We start from the raw sequence: 17,676 nt of genomic DNA on the forward strand, positions 1-17,676 counted from the left end.
GGGTGGTGGGAGCCTGCGTGCGCTGAGCGCCGGTCAGCGCGCCGTGGGCAGGACCGTGAGCCTCTCGCACCGGACCGTGCCCGCCGCGTTCGCCGCCATCAAGGTGGACGTGGGGGAGGCCATCGCCGCGGCCCGCGATCTCACCCGGCGGCTGCGCATGCTGGTCGGCCTGCCCGACCTGCTCATCTCCGCCGTCGCCCGCCTGCATCACGACTTCCCGCTGTTCTTCGCCACCCTCGTGGACGAGGGCGCCGCGAGGGTCCCGGAGTCGCCGCACGTGGGCGTCACGATCGATCTCGGCACCGGCCTCTACGTCCCCGTCATCAGGGACGCGAACGCGAAGTCGGTGACCGAGATCGCCGGGGAGCTGGGCGCGTACCGCAGGCTGGCCCAGCGCGGCGGGTTCAGGGAGGAGCAGCTCGCGGGCGGCAACATCGTCGTCACCCTGCACCACGACGCCGGCATCGTCATGGCCGTACCGATCATCTTCCCCGGCCAGGCGTGCGCCGTCGCCCTCACCTCCCCGCAGCCGGAGGGGGAGCGCACGGTGGCCGTGGTCGGCCTCTCGTACGACCACCGGCTGGTCAACGGCAGGGACGCCGTGCTCTTCCTCCAGGCGCTGCGGGAGACGTTAGAGGGGGCGCCGGCCGAGGGCCTGTAGGCCCACCAGGTCGTCGGGCAGGGCGTCGGCGCCGCCGTCGACGAGCGCCGGCAGCCGGGAGCGCAGCGCCGCCACCGCCAGCACCGCCATCGCCACCGCGAACAGCACGTACATCAGCCCGACGCCGCGCCCCTCCCCGGTGCCGACCAGCGCGCCGGCCGTGGACGCGAGCGGCCCGTCCGGGGCCACCAGCGGGTCGAACACCGCCGCCCCGTACGGCGCCACGAGCCCGAACCCGAGCGGCAGCGTCGACCAGGCGATCAGCGTGTTCAGCGCGAACACCCGGCCATGGAACCGCTGCGGCACCTTGACCTGCACGATCGTGGCGTAGATGCCGTTGAGCAGCGTCAGCCACAACGACATCCCGAACGCGCCGACGCCGATCGTCACGAGATCCGGGCGCAACCCCGTGACGAGGCAGAACGCCGCCAGCGCGAGCGTGCACCAGAGCACCGCCCGCATCCGGTGCCGCCCAGGCCCGCCCCACACCGTCATGGCCAGGCCGCCGATCAGCACCCCGAGCCCCGACAGGAAGGAGATGCGCCCCACGTCGGGCAGTTCGGCGAACGAGAGCACCAGCGGCGAGAGCATCAGGAAGAGCGGCGACAGGAAGATGTTCAGCGCCGCGAAGAACAGCAGCATCCGCCGGAAACCGTGGTGGCCCCACGAGTACCGGAACCCGGCGACCAGCTCGGCCACGACCGGCTCCTTGCGCCGCCACGCCAGCCTCGCGGGGAAGCGCACCAGCGACGTCACCACGATCGCGAACGCGTACCCTGCCACGTCCAGGATCAGGATGCCTTCCAGCCCGATGACGGCCATCAGCCCGACGGCGGCCAGCGGCACGAGCAGCTGCGTCATGCCTCCGGCCATCTGCACGATGCCGTTCGCGTGGCCGAGGTGGCGCTTGGGGACGAGCTGCGGGATGGCGGAGCTGTACGCGAGGCGCTGGAAGGTGAGCGCCACGGACAGCACCGCGAGCAGCGGGTAGACGTGCCAGGTCTGCAGGTTGCCCGTCCAGAGCAGGACGCCCAGCATGAGCTGGGTGCCCATGGCGGCGAAGTCGCCGGCGAGCATGACGGTGCGGCGGTCGTTCCTGTCGACCACGGCTCCCGCCAGCGGCGCGACCAGCATCCCCGGCACCAGGCCGATGACGGCGAGCAGCGCGAACTGGGCGAGCGAACCCGTGGTCAGGTAGATCCAGATGGGGATGGCGAACTCGGTCAGGGCCGACCCCATGATCGAGATGAGCTGCCCGCTCACGACGCCGAGGAAGCGCCGCATGCTCGGCTCCGGCGCTCCGGATCGCCCGCCGGATCGCTCGCTGGGGTGCCCGCCGGAGTGCTCGCCGGCTGCGGGCCGGGTGCCGGGGTCCGTCCTGGAGACCTCGCGCAGGCGCCAGTTCGGCCCTGACGCCTCGCCTCCCGAGGCCACGGCCCCGTGGACGCCGGTGACGATCTCGGCGAGCTCTTGCGCCCGATATTTCAGGAAAAAGTGGCCGGCCTCGTCCAGCTCCACCACGGCCGCCACCGGCGTCAGGAAGTGCCACTCCCTGAACCGTTCCTCGAAGTACTCGGTCGCCGGGTCCCGCTCACCCGCCACGCTGACGATCGGCGCCCGCAGCGGCGTCACGGAGCTCCGGAACAGCCCGGTGAAATACTCCTCGGCCGCCTCCGTGTCCTCGCGCATGTTCCTGATGATGTGCCGCGCCTGGCCCGGGTCGAGGTCGCTCATGTCGAGCCCCATCGACGTCAGCCAGTTGGCGTAGCTGCGGTCGCTGCGCATGTACTCGCGCCTGGCCAGCCGCGACAGCGCCGCCAGCACCCGGTTCCCCGGCTGGGCAAACGGGAAGATCGCCCCGATGTACACCGCTTCGAGCGACCGCCCGGCCGCCTCCAGCCGCCGCGCGATGGCCACGGTCAGCGCCGACCCGACCCCGCAGTGACCGTACAGGGCCAGCGGTCCCCGTACCTTCCGCAGGATCTCGTCCACGCATCGCTCCGCCACCTCCTCCAGCGGCTGCGGATCCTCGTCGAGCCCCACATCGTGGCCGGGGATGGACACCGCCCACAGCGCGTGCGTCGCCGGCAGGGCGTCGGCCAGCGGCTGGTACGCCACCGCCGCGCCCCCGCCGTACGGGACGCACACGTACGTGAGGTCGGCGGGCCGGGACCGGCGCGGCGTCAGCTCGTGCAGGAGGGGGCGCGGCCCGGTGGCCCCGCCGTCGGCGTGGGCGGCCAGCTCCCTGATCGTCGGGTGCTTGAACAGGTCCACCACGGCGACCGGCGCCGCCCCGGGCGGCAGCTCCCTGCGTAACCGTGCCACGACCTTGATGGCGAGCAGCGAGTGCCCGCCGGCGTCGAAGAAGTCGTCGTCGATGCCGAAGTCCGCGCCGCCGAGCACGTCCGCCCAGACGGCGCTCACCAGGCGCTCGGTGTCGGTGCTCGGTGCGGCGCGCGTGCCGCCCGCCTCGGGGGCGGCCGACGGCGCGGGCAGGCGGCGGCGGTCCACCTTGCCGTTGGCCGTGAGGGGCAGCCGGTCGAGCGGGACGAAACGGGCGGGGATCATGTACGCGGGCAGGGTCTCGGCGAGGTGCGCCCGCAGCCGCACCGGGTCAGGGCCGGCGCCGACCACGTACGCGACGAGCTGCGCGGCGCTGCCGTCCCCGTCGGTGGTCACCACGCACTCGGCGACGTCCGGGTGACGGGCGAGGTGGGTCTCGATCTCGCCGAGCTCGATCCGGTAGCCGCGGATCTTGACCTGGGCGTCGGCCCGGCCGAGGAACTCGATGGTGCCGTCGCCGGTATAGCGGCCCAGGTCACCGGTCCGGTAGAGGCGCTCGCCGGTGCGCGGACGGGTGACGAAGGAGGCGGCCGTCCTTTCCGGGTCGCGCCAGTAGCCGGTGGCGACGCCCGCGCCGCCGATGTACAGCTCGCCGGGCACGCCCACGGGGACGTCCCGCAGCCCGGGGCTGAGGATGTGGAAGGTCTGGTTGGCCAGCGGGCGGCCGTACGGGATGGACGTCCAGGCCGGGTCCACCGCGCCGATCGGGTACGAGATGGACCAGATCGAGCCCTCGGTGGCGCCGCCCAGGCTGACGACCTCCGCGTCCGGGGCGAGCGCGCGGATGCGGTCCGGCAGGGTCAGCGGGATCCAGTCGCCCGAGAGCAGCACCAGGCGGAGCGAGCTGAGGTCGGTCCCCTCATGCTCGGCGTGGTCGACGAGCAGCTCCATCAGGGCGGGCACGGAGTTCCAGACGGTGACGCGCTCCTCGGCGACCAGGCCGGCCCAGGCGGCCGGGTCCTTGTCGCCCGACGGGTCACCCATCACGAGGGCGGCCCCTGCGGCGAGGGCGCCGTAGACGTCGTACACGGACAGGTCGAAGCTGAGCGCCGACAGGGCGAGGAACCGGTCGGCGGGACCGATCCGGTAGCGGTGGTTGAGGTCGCGGACGGTGTTGACGGCGGCCCGGTGCTCGATCATCACGCCCTTGGGCGTGCCGGTCGAGCCCGAAGTGAAGATCACGTACGCGAGTTCGCCGGGCGTGGCGGGGTTGTCCAGCGGATCGCCGCAGGCGTCCGGGACCGTGAGGCGGGTCAGGCCGGCCGGCCAGGCGAGGTCGAGCCACGGCTGGGTGACGGCGATCTCGCACCCGCCGCGCTCGATGAGCTCGAAACGCCGCTGGTCGGGCAGGTCGGCGTCGACCGGCAGGTACGCGGCCCCGGCCAGGTTGATCGCCAGGACGGCGGCGACCTGCTCCCAGCCGCGCTCCATCACCACCGCCACGAGCCGCCCGGGGCCGGCGCCGGCGCTCACCAGCTCGGCGGCCAGCGCGCGAGCCCGCCCGAGCAGCTCGGCGTAGGTCAGCGCGCCGCCGGGATGGACCACGGCGACCGCGCCGGAGTCACGGACCGGGTCGGGCAGCAGCCCGGGCGGGCCCAGGTCGGCGGCGGTGTCGTTCCAGCGCCGCCGCTCCTCCTGCTCTGCGGCCGTCAGCAGGTCGAGCTCCGCCACCGGCGTCTCCGGGGCGTCCGCCACCTGAGCCAGCAGCGTGGCCAGGTGCCCCGCCATGCGCTCGACCCGCCGGGCCGAGAACAGCGCGGTGTTGTAGACGAACAGGAACGACCCGTCGCCTCCGGTGTAGAGCTCGAGGTCGAACCGGGTGGCCCAGCGCCCGGGCTCGAACCCCTCCAGCGCCAGCGCCCCCGCCTCCGGCTCGCCGCCGTAGTTCTGCATGGCGAGGATCACCTGGAACACCGGCGAGCGCGACGGCTCCCGTGCCACGTTCAGCTCCGACACCAGCCGCTCGAACGGCACCTCCTGGTGCGTGTACGCGTCCGTGGCCGTGTCGCGCACCCGGCGCAGCAGCTCCGCGAACGTCGGCTCGCCCGACAGGTCCACCCGCATCGCCAGCATGTTGACGAAGCACCCGATCAGCCCTTCCAGCTCCGGCACCGGCCGGCCGGCGACAGGGGAGCCGATCGTCACGTCCCGCTGGCCCGCGTACCGGCCGAGCAGCACCGCGTACGCCGCCAGCAGCACCATGTACGGCGTGGCGCCGTGCTCGCGCCCCACCCGGTCCAGCCGCCCGGCCAGCTCCGCGCCGACGGAGAAATGGTGCGCCGCCCCCGCGTGGGTCAGCTCGGGAGGGCGCGGCGCGTCCGTGGGCAGCTCCAGCGGCTCCAGCCCGGCCAGCCGCTCCCGCCAGTACTCCACGTCGCCGCCGGGCCGATCCCGCTGCCAGGCGGCGAAGTCCCCGTAGCCCACGGGCAGGTCGGGCACCGGCTCGCCGCCGCAGAGCGCCACGATCTCGCGCAGCAGCACGTTCGCCGACCAGCCGTCGGCCGCGATGTGGTGCACGGCGATGGCCAGCACGTGGTCGTCGGCGGCCAGCCGCACCAGCAGCGCCCTGATGACCGGCCCCGACGCCAGATCGAACGGCTCGGCCAGGAACGGGCCCACCAGCTCCCTGGCCGAGCCGGCCGACTCCGCTTCCGCGACGGCCAGGGGCACCGCCGCGTCCCGCGCGACCAGCACGGACGGCTGCCCGTCAGGGCCCGTGGGGAACGTGGTGCGCAGCGGCTGGTGCCGGGACACGATCCGCTCCAGCGCCGCCTCCAGCGCGCCCGCGGTGAGCGGGCCGCGCACCCGTCGCACCAGGGGGATGGTGTGCGCCGGATTGCCGGGGGCGTACTGCTCCATGAACCACAGCCGCTCCTGCGCGTACGACAGCGGCGGCGCCTGGCCGGGCGGCAGCGCGGGGATCGCCGGCCCGGCCGCCGGGCGGCGCCTGCGCAGCCGCTGGGTCAGCAGCGCCCGCTGCGCCTCGCTCAGTTCCGTCATGGGCCCTCCCGATCCAGCAGGCTCCTGGCCTGCTCGTCGGACAGCACCGCCACCTCGGCGGCCAGCGCCTCCTCGACGGCGACCGCCAGCGCGGCCACGGTACGGCGGTCGAACAGGGTGCGGATCGGCAGGTCCACGCCCGCCAGGGCGCGCAGCCTGGCGGCCACCCTGATCGCGAGCAGCGAGTGGCCGCCGAGCGCGAAGAAGTCGTCGAAGGCGCCGATCTTGCCGGCGCCGAGCACCTCCGCCCACACGTCCGCGACCAGCTCCTCCGCGTCGGTGCGCGGCGGGACGTCGCCGCCCTCGGCAGGCCCCGGCAGGGGCAGCGCGTTCCGGTCCAGCTTGCCGTTGCGCGTGAGGGGAAGGGCGTCCAGCACCACATAGTGGGTGGGAACCAGGTGCGGGGGAAGCCTCCGGGCGACGTACTCGGCGGGCTCGGGCCCGGTGGCGGAATCGCCCGACGGGACGACGTAGGCCACGAGGTCGCCCTCCCTGGCGAGCACGGCGGCCTGGCGCACGTCCGGGTGGCCGAGGAGGCAGTGCTCGATCTCGCCCGGCTCGATCCGGAACCCGCGCACCTTCACCTGGTCGTCCAGCCGCCCGAGGAACTCCAGCTGCCCGTCCCGCCGCAGGCGCACCCGGTCGCCGGTCCTGAAGACGCGGCCGCCGGGCCCGGGGGCGAAACGCGGGTCGTACCCTCCGAGGTAACCGCGGGCCACGCCGGGCCCGCCGACGTGCAGCTCGCCCGGCGCGCCCGGAGGCACCGGGCTTCCGTACGCGTCGAGCACCTTGACCGTGGTCGCGCGGACCGGGCGGCCGATGGGCGGGCGCGGGTCGCCGCCGCGCAGCTCGGCGGCCGTGGCGATGATCGTCGTCTCGGTCGGCCCGTACGTGTTGACCAGCCGCACCCCGTCCCCGAACCGCTCCCGCCAGCGCTCCACCGCTCCAGCCCGCACCTGCTCGCCGCCGAGGATCACCAGGCGCAGCCGTTCGGGCCAGGCCACCTCGTCGATCATGCCCACCAGGTGGTGGAAGTAGGCGGTCGGCAGGTCGAGCACGGTGACGTCGGGTCGCCTGGCGAGCAGCTCCGGCAGGGCGGCGCCGCCACCGGGCAGCAGCTCGACCGTGGCGCCCGCCGCCAGCGCCGGATAGATCTCCTCCGCATGGGTGTCGAAGCTGAGCGCGGCCAGCTGCACGACGCGGTCGCCGGGACGCAGGCCGTAGACGGCCCGCATCCACCGGACCCGCTCGGCCAGCCCGGCGTGCTCGACCACGACACCCTTCGGCGCACCGGTCGAGCCGGAGGTGTAGAGGACGTACGCCGCCCCGTCGCCCTGCGCGTGCGCCGGGGCGCCGGAGTGTTCGTGGGTCGGTGCGCCAGGGCGTTCGTGCGCCGGGGCGTCGGAGTGTTCGGGCCCCGGCCCGCCGTGGGGTCCGCGCGCCGGGCCGTCCTCGATGACGAGGCCGTCCGTGACGACGAGGGACGCCACGGAGGCCATGGCGCGCAGGCGCTCCTCCGGGTAGGCGGGATCCAGCGGCAGGTAGGCGGCGCCGGCCCGCCAGATCGCCAGCATGGCCACGACCGCGTCGACCGAGCCGCCGGCCATCCGCAGCCCGACCACGCCAGCCGCACCCCGCCCTGCCGCTTCCCCGGCCGTCTCCCCGGTCGTCGCGCCGGTCGTCGCGCCGGCCGAGTTCCCGGTCGGCTTCCCGATCGGGTCGCCGGTCGGCTTCCCGACCGGGTCCGCGGTCGGGTCGCCGGCCAGCTTCCTGGCCAGCTTTCCGGCCAGCAGGGCCACCCGCCGTTCCAGTTCGGCGTACGTGACGGCGTCCCGGCCGCAGCTCACGGCCACCAGGTCCGGGTACGCCGCCATCGCCTGCGCGATCAACTCCGGCACCAGGGCCGCCGGGTCGGGGCCGTCCCCGCCCGCGGCCGCCCAGTCAGGCGGAGGGCCGCTCGCCGTCTCGATCAGCGCCTCGTCCGCGGCAGTGAGCACCGGCAGGCGTGACAGCGGCGCGTGCCGGTTGCCGGCGTCGGCCACCCCGCGCAGCAGCACCTCGAACCGCCCCGCCAGTCCCGCCACCGTCGCCGCGTCGAACAGCCCGGCGTCGTACCCGAAGGCCACCCGCAACCGCCCGGGGGCCCGCCACGCCTCCACGGTCAGGTCGAACTTCGCCTGCCGGTACCCGTCGTCGAAGAACGACATCCGCAGGTCGCCCAGCCGGTCCCGCGCCCCGTCGCGACCGGCGAGGTCGGCCGTCTGGCCGTTCAGCGTGAACATGGTCTGGAACATCGGCTTCCTGGTGATGTCCCGCTCCACGTCCAGCTCCGCCAGCAGCTGCTCGAAGGGCACGTCCTGGTGCGCCATCGCGTCCAGGACCGTTCCGCGCGTGCGGGCCAGCAGCTCCTCCAGCGTCGGGTCACCCGACAGGTCGCCCCGCAGCACCAGCGTGGTGCTGAGGTAACCGACGAGCGGCTCCAGCTCCACCCGGATCCGCCCCGCCGCGGGCGAGCCCACCAGCACGTCGTCCTGCCCGGTGTGCCGGGACAGCAGGAGCTGGTACGCGGCCAGCAGCACCATGAACAGCGTGACCTGATGCCGGCCCGCCGTCGCTTCCAGCGCGGCCAGCAGGTCGCCGGGCACGTCCAGCAGGTGCACCCCGCCGCGCGAGGGCTCCGCCCCGTGCGGCCGGTCGGTGGGCAGGTCCAGCACCGGCGGGCCGGCGAGCTGGGCTCGCCAGTACTCCAGCGCCTCCCCGCTGTCCTGCTCCCGCTGCCAGAGGGCCACGTCCCCGTGCTGCACGGCCAGGGCGGGCAGCTCCGGCGGGCCGGACGCGACGGTGTCCTGCGCCGCTTCGTACGGGACCCCCTCGTACAGGGCCCCTGCGCGAAGGGCCCCTGCGCGAAGGGCCCCTTTGCGCAGGGCCGCTTCGTACAGGGCCGCGAGGTCGTCCAGGAGGACGGTGATCGACCAGCCGTCCGCGACGATGTGGTGGAGCACCACGCACAGCACGTGGTCGGCGGGGCCGAGCCGGATCAGGGAGACGCGCAGCGGCGGCGCCGCCCCGAGATCCAGCGGCGCGTTGGTGCGGGCGGCGACCAGCGCGCGGGCCTCCCCCTCGTCCCGGGCGTCAAGCCGTTCGACGCGGGCGGGTGCGGGGCGCTCGACGACGGCCACCGGCCGCCCGTCCACCTCGGGGAAGCGGGTGCGCAGCGACTCGTGCCTGGCGACCAGCCCGGTCAGCGCCCGCCGCAGCACCTCCTCGTCGAGCGGGCCCTGGAGCCTGCGCACGATGTACATGTTGTACGAGGCGTCGCCGGGGTCGAGCCGGTGCAGGAACCACAGGCGTTCCTGGGCGGGGGAGAGCGGCGGCAGCGTGCCCGCGGGGCGGGGCAGCAGCGGCCTGCCCGGCGCGTCCCCCTGGTCGTCCAGCGTCGCGGCGAACCCGGCCACGGTCGGGTTCGCGAACAGCGCCCGCAGCGGCGCCGGCGTGCCCGCGGCCGCCAGCCGGGCGATGACCCGGGTCGCCAGCAGCGAGTGGCCGCCGAGCGCGAAGAAGTCGTCGCCGGTGCCGAGGTCGCCGGTGCCGAGGTCGCCGGTGCCGAGCACCTCGGCGAAGATCCGCGCCACCTGACGCTCCCTGGCGGTGGCAGGCCGCCCGCCCCGCCCAGCCGCGGGACGCGACGGCGCGGGCAGCGCCCGCCGGTCCACCTTGCCGTTCGGGGTCAGCGGCAGCGCGTCCAGCTCCACGACCGCCGACGGCACCATGTACGCCGGCAACCACTCCGCCGCCCGCTCCAGCAGATCGCCGGGAGCGCCGGGCGCCACGTAGGCCACGAGCGCGTCGTCCCGCGCCACCACGGCGGCCTCGCGCACCCGCGGATGCCGCAGCAGCGTGGCCTCGATCTCGCCGGGTTCGACGCGGTGGCCGCGCACCTTGACCTGGCCGTCGTCCCGCCCGAGGAACTCGAGGGTGCCGTCGCCGAGCCACCGGACCCGGTCGCCCGTGCGGTACCGGCCGCCCTCGAACGGCTCCGGCGGCTCCCCGGGCCCGCGCAGGTAGCCGAGGGCGACCCCCGCCCCGCCGATGACCAGCTCTCCCGGCACGCCGACGGGCGCCGGCGAACCCCACCGGTCGAGCACCTGGACGGTCGTGTTGGCCAGGGGCCGGCCGATGCTGACCCGGTCGGGCGACTCGGGCACCTCCCAGGCGGTCGACCAGATCGTGGTCTCCGTCGGCCCGTACATGTTGAACAGCCGCCGCGCCCGCCGCCGCAGCCTTCTGGCCAGCGCGAGCGGCAGCGCCTCGCCTCCGGCCAGCGCGACCAGCCCCGCCGGGTCGAGCCCGCCGGCCAGCAGCATGCTCCACCCGGACGGCGTCGCCTGCACGTGCGTCACCCCGGAGCGGGCGACCAGCCCGGCCAGCGCCACGCCGTCCCGCGCGGTGGCGTCGTCGGCCAGCACCAGCCGCCCGCCCGTCACCAGCGGCAGGTACAGCTCCAGCCCCGCGATGTCGAACGACAGAGACGTGCCGCCCAGCCACGCGTCCCCGGGGCCGGATCGGAGCAGGGCAGCCATCCCGGCCAGCAGGTTGACCAGCGCGGAATGCGGCACGGCCACCCCCTTCGGCACCCCGGTGGATCCCGATGTGTGCAGCACGTAGGCGGGCGCGCCGGGCCCGGGACCGGCCTCCGGCGCGCCGTCCGGCGCCGTCACGCCCGGCGCGCCGTCCGGCATCGCCTCGTCCGGCGCGCCGTCCGGCATCGCCTCGCCCGGCGCGCTGCCCAGCATGGGCTCGCCCGGCGCGGCAAGGGGCACCGTCCTGATGTGCGCGGGGAGAGGGGCCGACGGGCCGGCGAGCGCCACGCGTACCCCCGCCCGATCCACCATCCCGGCGACCCGCGCCGCCGGCAGCGCCGGATCCACCGGCAGGTAGGCGGCCCCCGCCAGCATGACGCCGAGCAGCGTCCCGGGCAGGTCGGCCGTGCGGGGCAGGCACACCGCCACCACCGACCCCGGCCCGGCCCCGCATGCCCGCAGCGCCGCGGCGACCGCCCGCGCCCGCGCCGCCACGTCCGCGTACGTGCGCCGCTCCCCGCCGCGCTCCCCGCCGTGTGCCCTGTCGTGTGCCCCGCCGTGCTTCGCCTCGCACTCAACGGCCACCGCGTCCGGCCGCGCCTGCGCCTGCCGCAGGAAAAGGTCGACCACGGTGCCGCCGGGCACGGCGAGCGCGGTGTCGTTCCAGGTCGTGCCGATCAGCTCGCGCTCCCCGGCCGGCAGCACGTCGAGCTCGGACAGCCGCGCCTCCGGCCGGCCCGCGACCGAGGCGAGCAGCGTACGGAAACGCGCGGCCAGCCGGTCGGCGAACACCCGGTCGAACAGGTCGGCGCTGTAGACGAACGCGCCGTGCAGCCCGTCGCCGTCGGGCCACAGGTCCACCCGCAGATCCACCATGGCGGGCGGCACCCCGTGCGGGAACGGCTCGCTGTCCAGGCCCGCGAACGTCGCCGCCTCGCCGTAGCCGACCGCCGCGTTGTGCAGCCCGAACATGGTCTGGAACAGCGGCGTGCGGCTGAGGTTGCGGTCGATGTCGAGCGCGGACAACACCCGCTCGATGGGCGTCTCGCCGTGCGCCATCGCCTCCAGCACGGTACGCCGGGTCCTGCGCAGCAGCTCGGTGAACGGCGGATCGCCCGACAGGTCGCCCCGCAGCACCAGCGTGGAGGCGAACAACCCCACCATCGGCTCCAGCTCGGGCCGGGTCCGCCCGGCGGTGGGCGTACCGACCAGGATGTCCTCCTGCCCGGTGTGCCGGGCCAGCAGCGCCTGGTAGGCGGCCAGCAGCACCATGAACAGCGTGCACCGCCCGGCCCGCGCCAGCCGCCGCAGCCCGCCCATCAGCGCCGGATCGAGGTCGAAGTGCGACTCGCCGCCCTTGCTGCCGCGACGGGCCGGGCGCGGGCGGTCGGCGGGCAGGTCCAGCGGCGCCGCGCCGGCGAGCTTGCCCGTCCAGTAGCCGACGTCGGCGTCCGCGGCCCGCTGCGCGTCGGCGTAGTCGGCGTACGTCACCGGCAGCTCGGGCAGCACGGCCGGCGTGCCGTGCGCCCGGGCGGCGTAGCACCTGGCCAGGTCGTCCATGAGCACGTTGAGCGACCAGCCGTCGCCGATGATGTGGTGCAGCACGACGCAGAGCACGTGGTCGCCGTCGGCCAGCCGGATCAGGCTGATCCGCAGGGGTGGCGCGGCGCCCAGCTCGAAAGGGGTGTTCGCGCGTTCCTCGCACAGCCGCTCGGCCTGCTCGGGCGTGGCCAGGTCGATCCGCTCGACGGGTACGCGACCCGGCGGGTCGACCACGGCGACCGGCTGCCCGTCGGCCTCGGGGAACCTGGTGCGCAGCGCCTCGTGCCTGGCCGCCACGTCGGCGAACGCGCCGGTCAGCGCCCCGGCGTCGAGCGGGCCGCGCAGCCGGCGCACGACGACCACCCGGTAGGCGGGGTCGTCCGGGTCGAGCCGCTGCAGGAACCAGAGCCGCTCCTGCCCGAGGGAGATCATGCGCGCAGCTCGCTCACCGCCGCCGCCACCCCGGTGACCGTGGGATCGTCGAGGAACACGTCGAACGGCACCTCCACGCCGAGCCGTTTCCTGATCCTGGCGCTGATCTGGGTGATGGTGAGCGAGTGGCCGCCCAGGTCGTACAGGTCCTCGTCGGGAGCGACGTCGTCGATCCGCAGGACCTCCATCCAGATCAGCCGTACCTGCTCGACCAGTTCGCCGTCCACGGCCCCCGCCTCCCGCACCGGCGCGGGCGCGGGCGGGCCGCCGGAGCCCGCGGCGACGGGCGGCGGGGTGGCGACGGGCAGCGCGCGAGTCGGTGCCAGGCCGGTCAGCGGCACGTCGGGGTCGGCGCGGGCGGCGGCCAGCACGGCTCTCAGATCGTGTCCCGCCGCCTCCACGTCCTGTGTGGACACGAGGTCCGGGCTGTAGTGCAGGGTGAGGCGGAGCCCGTCGTCGCCGTCCACGGCCTGGAGGTGCAGCACGTTCCTGACCGTGCGGTTGGACATCTTCCACTCGGCCGACGTCCGCAGGCCGGGGAAGACCACGTTCGCCGCCCGCCGCCGGAAACTGATCGACACCGGCGCCAGCGCGGGCCGCGGTCTGACCCCGCCCGCGGCGCGGGCCGCGGGGACGTCGCGGAAGCGGTTGAGCTCGTGTACCTCCGCCCTGAGGGCGTGGGCGAGCTCTCTGAACGTGGTGTCCGGCTTGGGGGTGGAGTAGACGGGCAGTTCGGTGGCGAACAACCCGATGTGGTCCCGCGTCCCCGCATCCCGGGTGGACATGGCGATGGCGACCGCGACCTCCGCGTTGCCGTAGGAGAACAGCAGGCCGTGCACGGCGGCGAGGAAGGCCTCGAACCGGGTGACCCCGGCGGCCTGCGCCGCGGCCATCTCGCCGGTCAGGTCGAGCAGGACCTCCTCGGCGCGGCCCGCCGTCCCCACGGTCCTGGCCGTCCCGCCGATCACCACCTCGGACGCGTCCCGCCAGCGGGCCCGCCAGTACGCGGAGGCCTCCGGCGGGATCGCGAGCCGCGCACCGTACGGCATGGGCAGCGGCGGCAGCGCCTCACCCGCGTAGGCGGCCGCCAGGTCGCGCGTCAGCAGGTCCTTGGACATGCCGTCGAACACCAGGTGGTGCCCGACGAACAGCAGCACGTGACGTTCCCGGGTCACCTCCACCAGCGTGAACCGCGCCAGCGGCCCCCGCCCGAGGTCGAACGGCCGCGCGATCTCCGTGCGCAGCAGGTGCCCGGGATCCGGCGCGGTCGCGAACGCCACGGGCGGCCGCCCGGCCGCCGGCACGACATGCAGCTCGCCGTCGCGCTGCTCGAACGCGCACCTCAGCACCGGATGGCGGTCGACGACCGCCTCGCACGCCCGCAGCATCGCCTCCCGGTCGAGCGGCCCGTCGAACCAGAGGGCGAACGGCATGTGGTAGGCCGTCCCGGTGCCGTGCAACACCTCGGTGATCCACATCCCGTGCTGCGCCTGCGATGCCAGGACCATGTCTACTCCTCTGCCAGACGGCGCAGTTCCCGCTTGATGACCTTGCCCGCGGCGTTCCTCGGCAGGACGTCGAGGCAGAGCAGCTTCGACGGCAGCTCGTGCCCGGCCAGCCGGCCGCCGAGGAACGACCGCACGTCGCTGAGCGCCAGCGGCTCGCGGCACACCACCGCCGCGGCCACCGCCATGCCCATCACCGGGTGCGGCACGCCGAACACCGACGCGTCCGCCACCGCGGGATGCTCGTGCAGCGCGGCCTCGACCTGCAGCGTCGAGACCTTGAACGCGCCCGACTTGATCACGTCGCCGTCGCGGTCGACGAGGTACAGGTAGCCCTCGTCGTCGAGGTAGCCCAGGTCGCCCATGCGTACCCAGCCGTCCTGGAAGGCGTCGTCCCGCTCGCCGTAGTAGGCGCGGGGATGGGCCGCCGCGCGCAGCCACACCTCGCCGGTCTTCCCGGCGGGTACGGGGTCGCCCGCGGGGCCGGCGATCCTGAGCCGCGACCCGCCCGCCGCGCGGCCGAGGGAGCCGGGCCGGTCGCCGTCGTAGATCATGATGGTCTGGGCGGGGGCCGCCTCCGTGGAGGTGTAGTAGTTGGCCACGGTCGCGTTCGGGAACGCGCCGGTGAGCTCGGCGGCCACGGCCGGTGGGAGCGCGGCGGCGGCCGAGCCGAGCAGCAGCACGCTCGACAGGTCGTGGCGGTCCTGCACGTGGGCGTTGAGCAGCTCGATCGCCATCGCGGGCACCACGAAGCAGGTGCCGGCCGCGTACGTCTCGATCAGGGCGGCGAAGCGGGACGGGGTGAACATCGGCAGCGTGACCACCGTGGGGGCCGCGGTGAGCGCGTGGAGCAGCATCACCTGGCCGGCGTTCGTACCGATCGGGAAGGCGTGCACCATATGCCGGGAATGGGCGAACGGGCGGCGCTTGGGGTGGACGGGCGGTGAGGTCAGGTTGGCGTGGGTGGCGGCCACGCCCTTGGGCCGGCCGGTGGTGCCGGAGGTGTAGAGGATCTGGGCGAGCGAGAGCGGGTCGATCGCGGGCGGAGGCGGCGCCTGTTCCTGACGGACGCGCGAGGGGCGTAACAGCTCCTCGAACGCGATGACGGCGGGCCCCGCCGGCGGCTCCCGCAGCGCGTCGCGGCCGTGCACCACCGCCGCCGCGCCGCAGTGCCCGATCATGTACGCCTGCTCGGGAGGGGCCGCCCGGTCCGGCAGCGGCACCGCCACGCCGCCCGCCTTCAGCACGGCCATCCAGCTCACCGCGTAGTCCAGCCAGTCCCGGCCGCCGAACACCAGGGCCACCCGATCACCCTGGAGCGGCCCCGGCAGCGCGCGGGCGACGGCGGTGGAGCGCTCGTCCCATTCGCGCAGGGTCAGGGCTCCCTGGCCGGCGACGACGAGCGCTTGGTGCTCGGGCTCGGTGGCTGCTCGGGACGACAGGAGATCGGGGACTGGAAGGGCCGACGGAACCACCCCCAGAATTATTTTCGTCGTGCCGCTTGACGCTAGAAAAAATGCACAGAGGCGTCAAGCCCTCACCTTCTGGCGCTTGCCGACATCTGGTAACGCGTGACACACTCGCCGCGGATTCCCCGATCACGGAGGGCGTTCACCAGGTGCAAATGGATGGAGAGCTCCGCGAACGGCTCGCCGGCATGATCGCCGAGGCCACGGACGGCGCGGTCGACCCGGCCGAGGTGATGGCCGGGCGGGCCCGGCTGAGCGATCTCGGCGTCACCTCGCTCGCCTACCTGCGGCTGATCGACGCGGTGGAGGCCGAGTTCGGGGTGCAGCTCGAACCCGCCACCCTGGACGGCCTGGACGAGCTGGTGGACTACGTACGGCTGCACGGCTGACCCGCCCGGCATGGCTGAACCGGATGACGCGCCGCTCACGTGGGGCCAGCAGGACATCTGGCGAGCCGTCCTCGCGGCCGAGCCGCAGGACCACTACCTGAACATCGGCCGCGTGTTCGACGCCCCCAGGAAGCGGCCCGTCACCGTGGAGCGCGCCGCCCAGGCCCTCGACCGGCTGGTCGCCAGGCACGAGTCCCTGCGCACCCGGCTCACCGGACCGCGCGACGCGCCGCTGCAGCGGATCTTCCATGAGGCGCGGCCCGCCTTCGAGGTGGCCGAGGACGAGCCGGCCCAGCAGGTGTGCGACCGGCTGGCCGCCGTGCCGTTCCGGTACGGGGAGGAGTGGCCGCTGCGGGCCGCGTTCGTGACGGCGGGAGGGCACGTACGCCAGGTCGTCCTGGTCCTCAGCCATCTCGCCGCCGACGGCCACGCGGCCGACCTCGTCGTCAGGGACCTCAGGCTGCTCCTGCTGCGCGACTCCCTGCCGCCCCCGCCGGGCCCGACCCCCAGGGAACTGGCCGGTCAGCAGGGCTCGGCCGAGGGCCGGCGCCTGTCGGGCGAGACCATCGCCGCCTGGCTCGCCGAGCACGCCCGCCTGGACCCGGTCCCGCCGCCGTCCCACCCGCCCGGCCGGCCCCGGTTCGTGGAGGTCACCCTCCGCTCGCCCGCCCTCGACGCCGCCGCGCAGGACGTCGCCGCCCGCAACCGGGTCAGCTCCTCCACCGTGCTGCTGGCGGCCGCGATGCGGCTGGCCGGCGGGCTCACCGGGCAGCGGTTCCACGGGATGCGGGTGATCGTGAACAACCGGTTCCCGGCCGGCCGCCGCGACGTGGTGGGCACGATCTCGCAGGAGGCGCTCGTGGTGCTCGACCTCCGTACGGAGTCGTTCGACGCGCTGGTACGCCAGGCGTGGGGGACCGCGCTGCGCGCCTACCGGCTGGCCCAGTACGACCCGTGCGCGATGGCGGAGGCGGTCGGCGCCGCCGGGCCGGGGATCAGGTCGTTCGGCTGCTTCAACGACCAGCGGCTCGTGCAGGAGGACGGGGCGCCGCGCGAGTCCGTGCCAGGGGCGGCGGAGGTGGTCAGGACGGACGCGATGGACCGCAACATCTGCGACTTCCGCGTGCACGTCGGCGGCGAGCCCGGCCGGATGGAGGTGTCGTGCTACGCCGACACCGCGCTGCTGCCGCCGTCGGGCGCCGAGCGTTACCTGCTCGACCTGGAGCGGCTGGTGGTGGGGGAGGCCCGCACATGAGCCTGTACGCCACGGCGACGTCGTGCGCGCAGGGCGAGGAACTGCGCTTCCGCCTGCTCGACGAGGGCGGCGGACCGATCAGGGTGGAGGACGTGCCGTCCGGGCGGACCGTCCTGGAGGGCACCGCCGCGCCGGGACCGGGCTGGACGCTGAAGGTTGGGGCGGACTGGCCCAGCTCGCTCTATCGAGTCATTTACCGCGACATTTCCGCATATTTCGTCGTACGCAGTGCTGTGCCTGCTTCGCCCATCCTGGTGTCGATCCCGTTCCCCACCTGGGAGGCGTACAACCGGCCCGGCGTCCCCGGAGAGGGCCTCTACCAGTCGGAGCAGCCCGACCGCGCCGTCAAGGTCACCTTCGACCGGCCGGGAGCCGGGCCGCAGATCGAGGAATGGGAGCTGGGCCTGCTCCGCTGGCTCGCGCCGGCCGGCTACACCGTCGACTACTGCTCGGGCCTCGACCTGCACGCCGACCCCACCCGCCATGACCCTGTCTCTTAT

Annotated in this window: 8 protein-coding genes; 4 read left to right on the plus strand and 4 right to left on the minus strand. The window is 74.7% G+C overall.

Annotated features, from left to right (window positions below; all coding sequences use genetic code 11):
• On the plus strand, positions 1–661 hold a 661-nt coding region (locus E1292_RS43305), incomplete at its 5' end, for a 2-oxo acid dehydrogenase subunit E2 (RefSeq protein WP_220447347.1).
• On the opposite strand, the gene E1292_RS43310 is transcribed toward E1292_RS43305, so the two are convergent.
• Genes E1292_RS43310 through E1292_RS43325 form a run of 4 tightly spaced genes read right to left on the minus strand, consistent with a single transcriptional unit; the run spans position 632 to position 15,538 of the window.
• On the minus strand, positions 632–6,004 hold the full coding sequence (locus E1292_RS43310; RefSeq protein WP_132605375.1) for a non-ribosomal peptide synthetase/MFS transporter: 5,373 nt from the start codon (positions 6,002–6,004) through the stop codon (positions 632–634). The two genes, E1292_RS43305 and E1292_RS43310, sit on opposite strands and share 30 nt — an antisense overlap.
• Complete coding sequence (locus E1292_RS43315; RefSeq protein WP_132605377.1) at positions 6,001–12,558, minus strand: non-ribosomal peptide synthetase; 6,558 nt, start codon at positions 12,556–12,558, stop codon at positions 6,001–6,003. The genes E1292_RS43310 and E1292_RS43315 overlap by 4 nt, the downstream gene beginning before the upstream one ends.
• Positions 12,555–14,066, minus strand: a complete 1,512-nt coding sequence (locus E1292_RS43320; RefSeq protein ID WP_132605379.1) for a condensation domain-containing protein — start codon at positions 14,064–14,066, stop codon at positions 12,555–12,557. The genes E1292_RS43315 and E1292_RS43320 overlap by 4 nt, the downstream gene beginning before the upstream one ends.
• Positions 14,067–14,068: 2 nt before the next feature.
• Positions 14,069–15,538, minus strand: coding sequence for a class I adenylate-forming enzyme family protein (locus E1292_RS43325; protein WP_246090739.1), 1,470 nt, complete (start codon positions 15,536–15,538; stop codon positions 14,069–14,071).
• A gap of 149 nt (positions 15,539–15,687) precedes the next feature.
• On the opposite strand from E1292_RS43325, the gene E1292_RS43330 reads away from it, so the two are divergent.
• From E1292_RS43330 to E1292_RS43340, 3 genes are all read left to right on the plus strand, one after another.
• Positions 15,688–15,921 (plus strand): acyl carrier protein, encoded by a 234-nt coding sequence (locus E1292_RS43330; protein ID WP_132605383.1) that lies wholly within the window; start codon positions 15,688–15,690, stop codon positions 15,919–15,921.
• A gap of 10 nt (positions 15,922–15,931) precedes the next feature.
• Positions 15,932–17,176, plus strand: a complete 1,245-nt coding sequence (locus tag E1292_RS43335; RefSeq protein WP_132605385.1) for a condensation domain-containing protein — start codon at positions 15,932–15,934, stop codon at positions 17,174–17,176.
• A partial coding sequence (locus E1292_RS43340) for a N,N-dimethylformamidase beta subunit family domain-containing protein (RefSeq protein WP_342775771.1) occupies positions 17,173–17,676 on the plus strand: 504 nt, incomplete at its 3' end. The genes E1292_RS43335 and E1292_RS43340, both read left to right, overlap by 4 nt.

The sequence above is a fragment of the Nonomuraea deserti genome, assembly GCF_004348685.1.
Taxonomy (GTDB): Bacteria; Actinomycetota; Actinomycetes; order Streptosporangiales; family Streptosporangiaceae; genus Nonomuraea; species Nonomuraea deserti.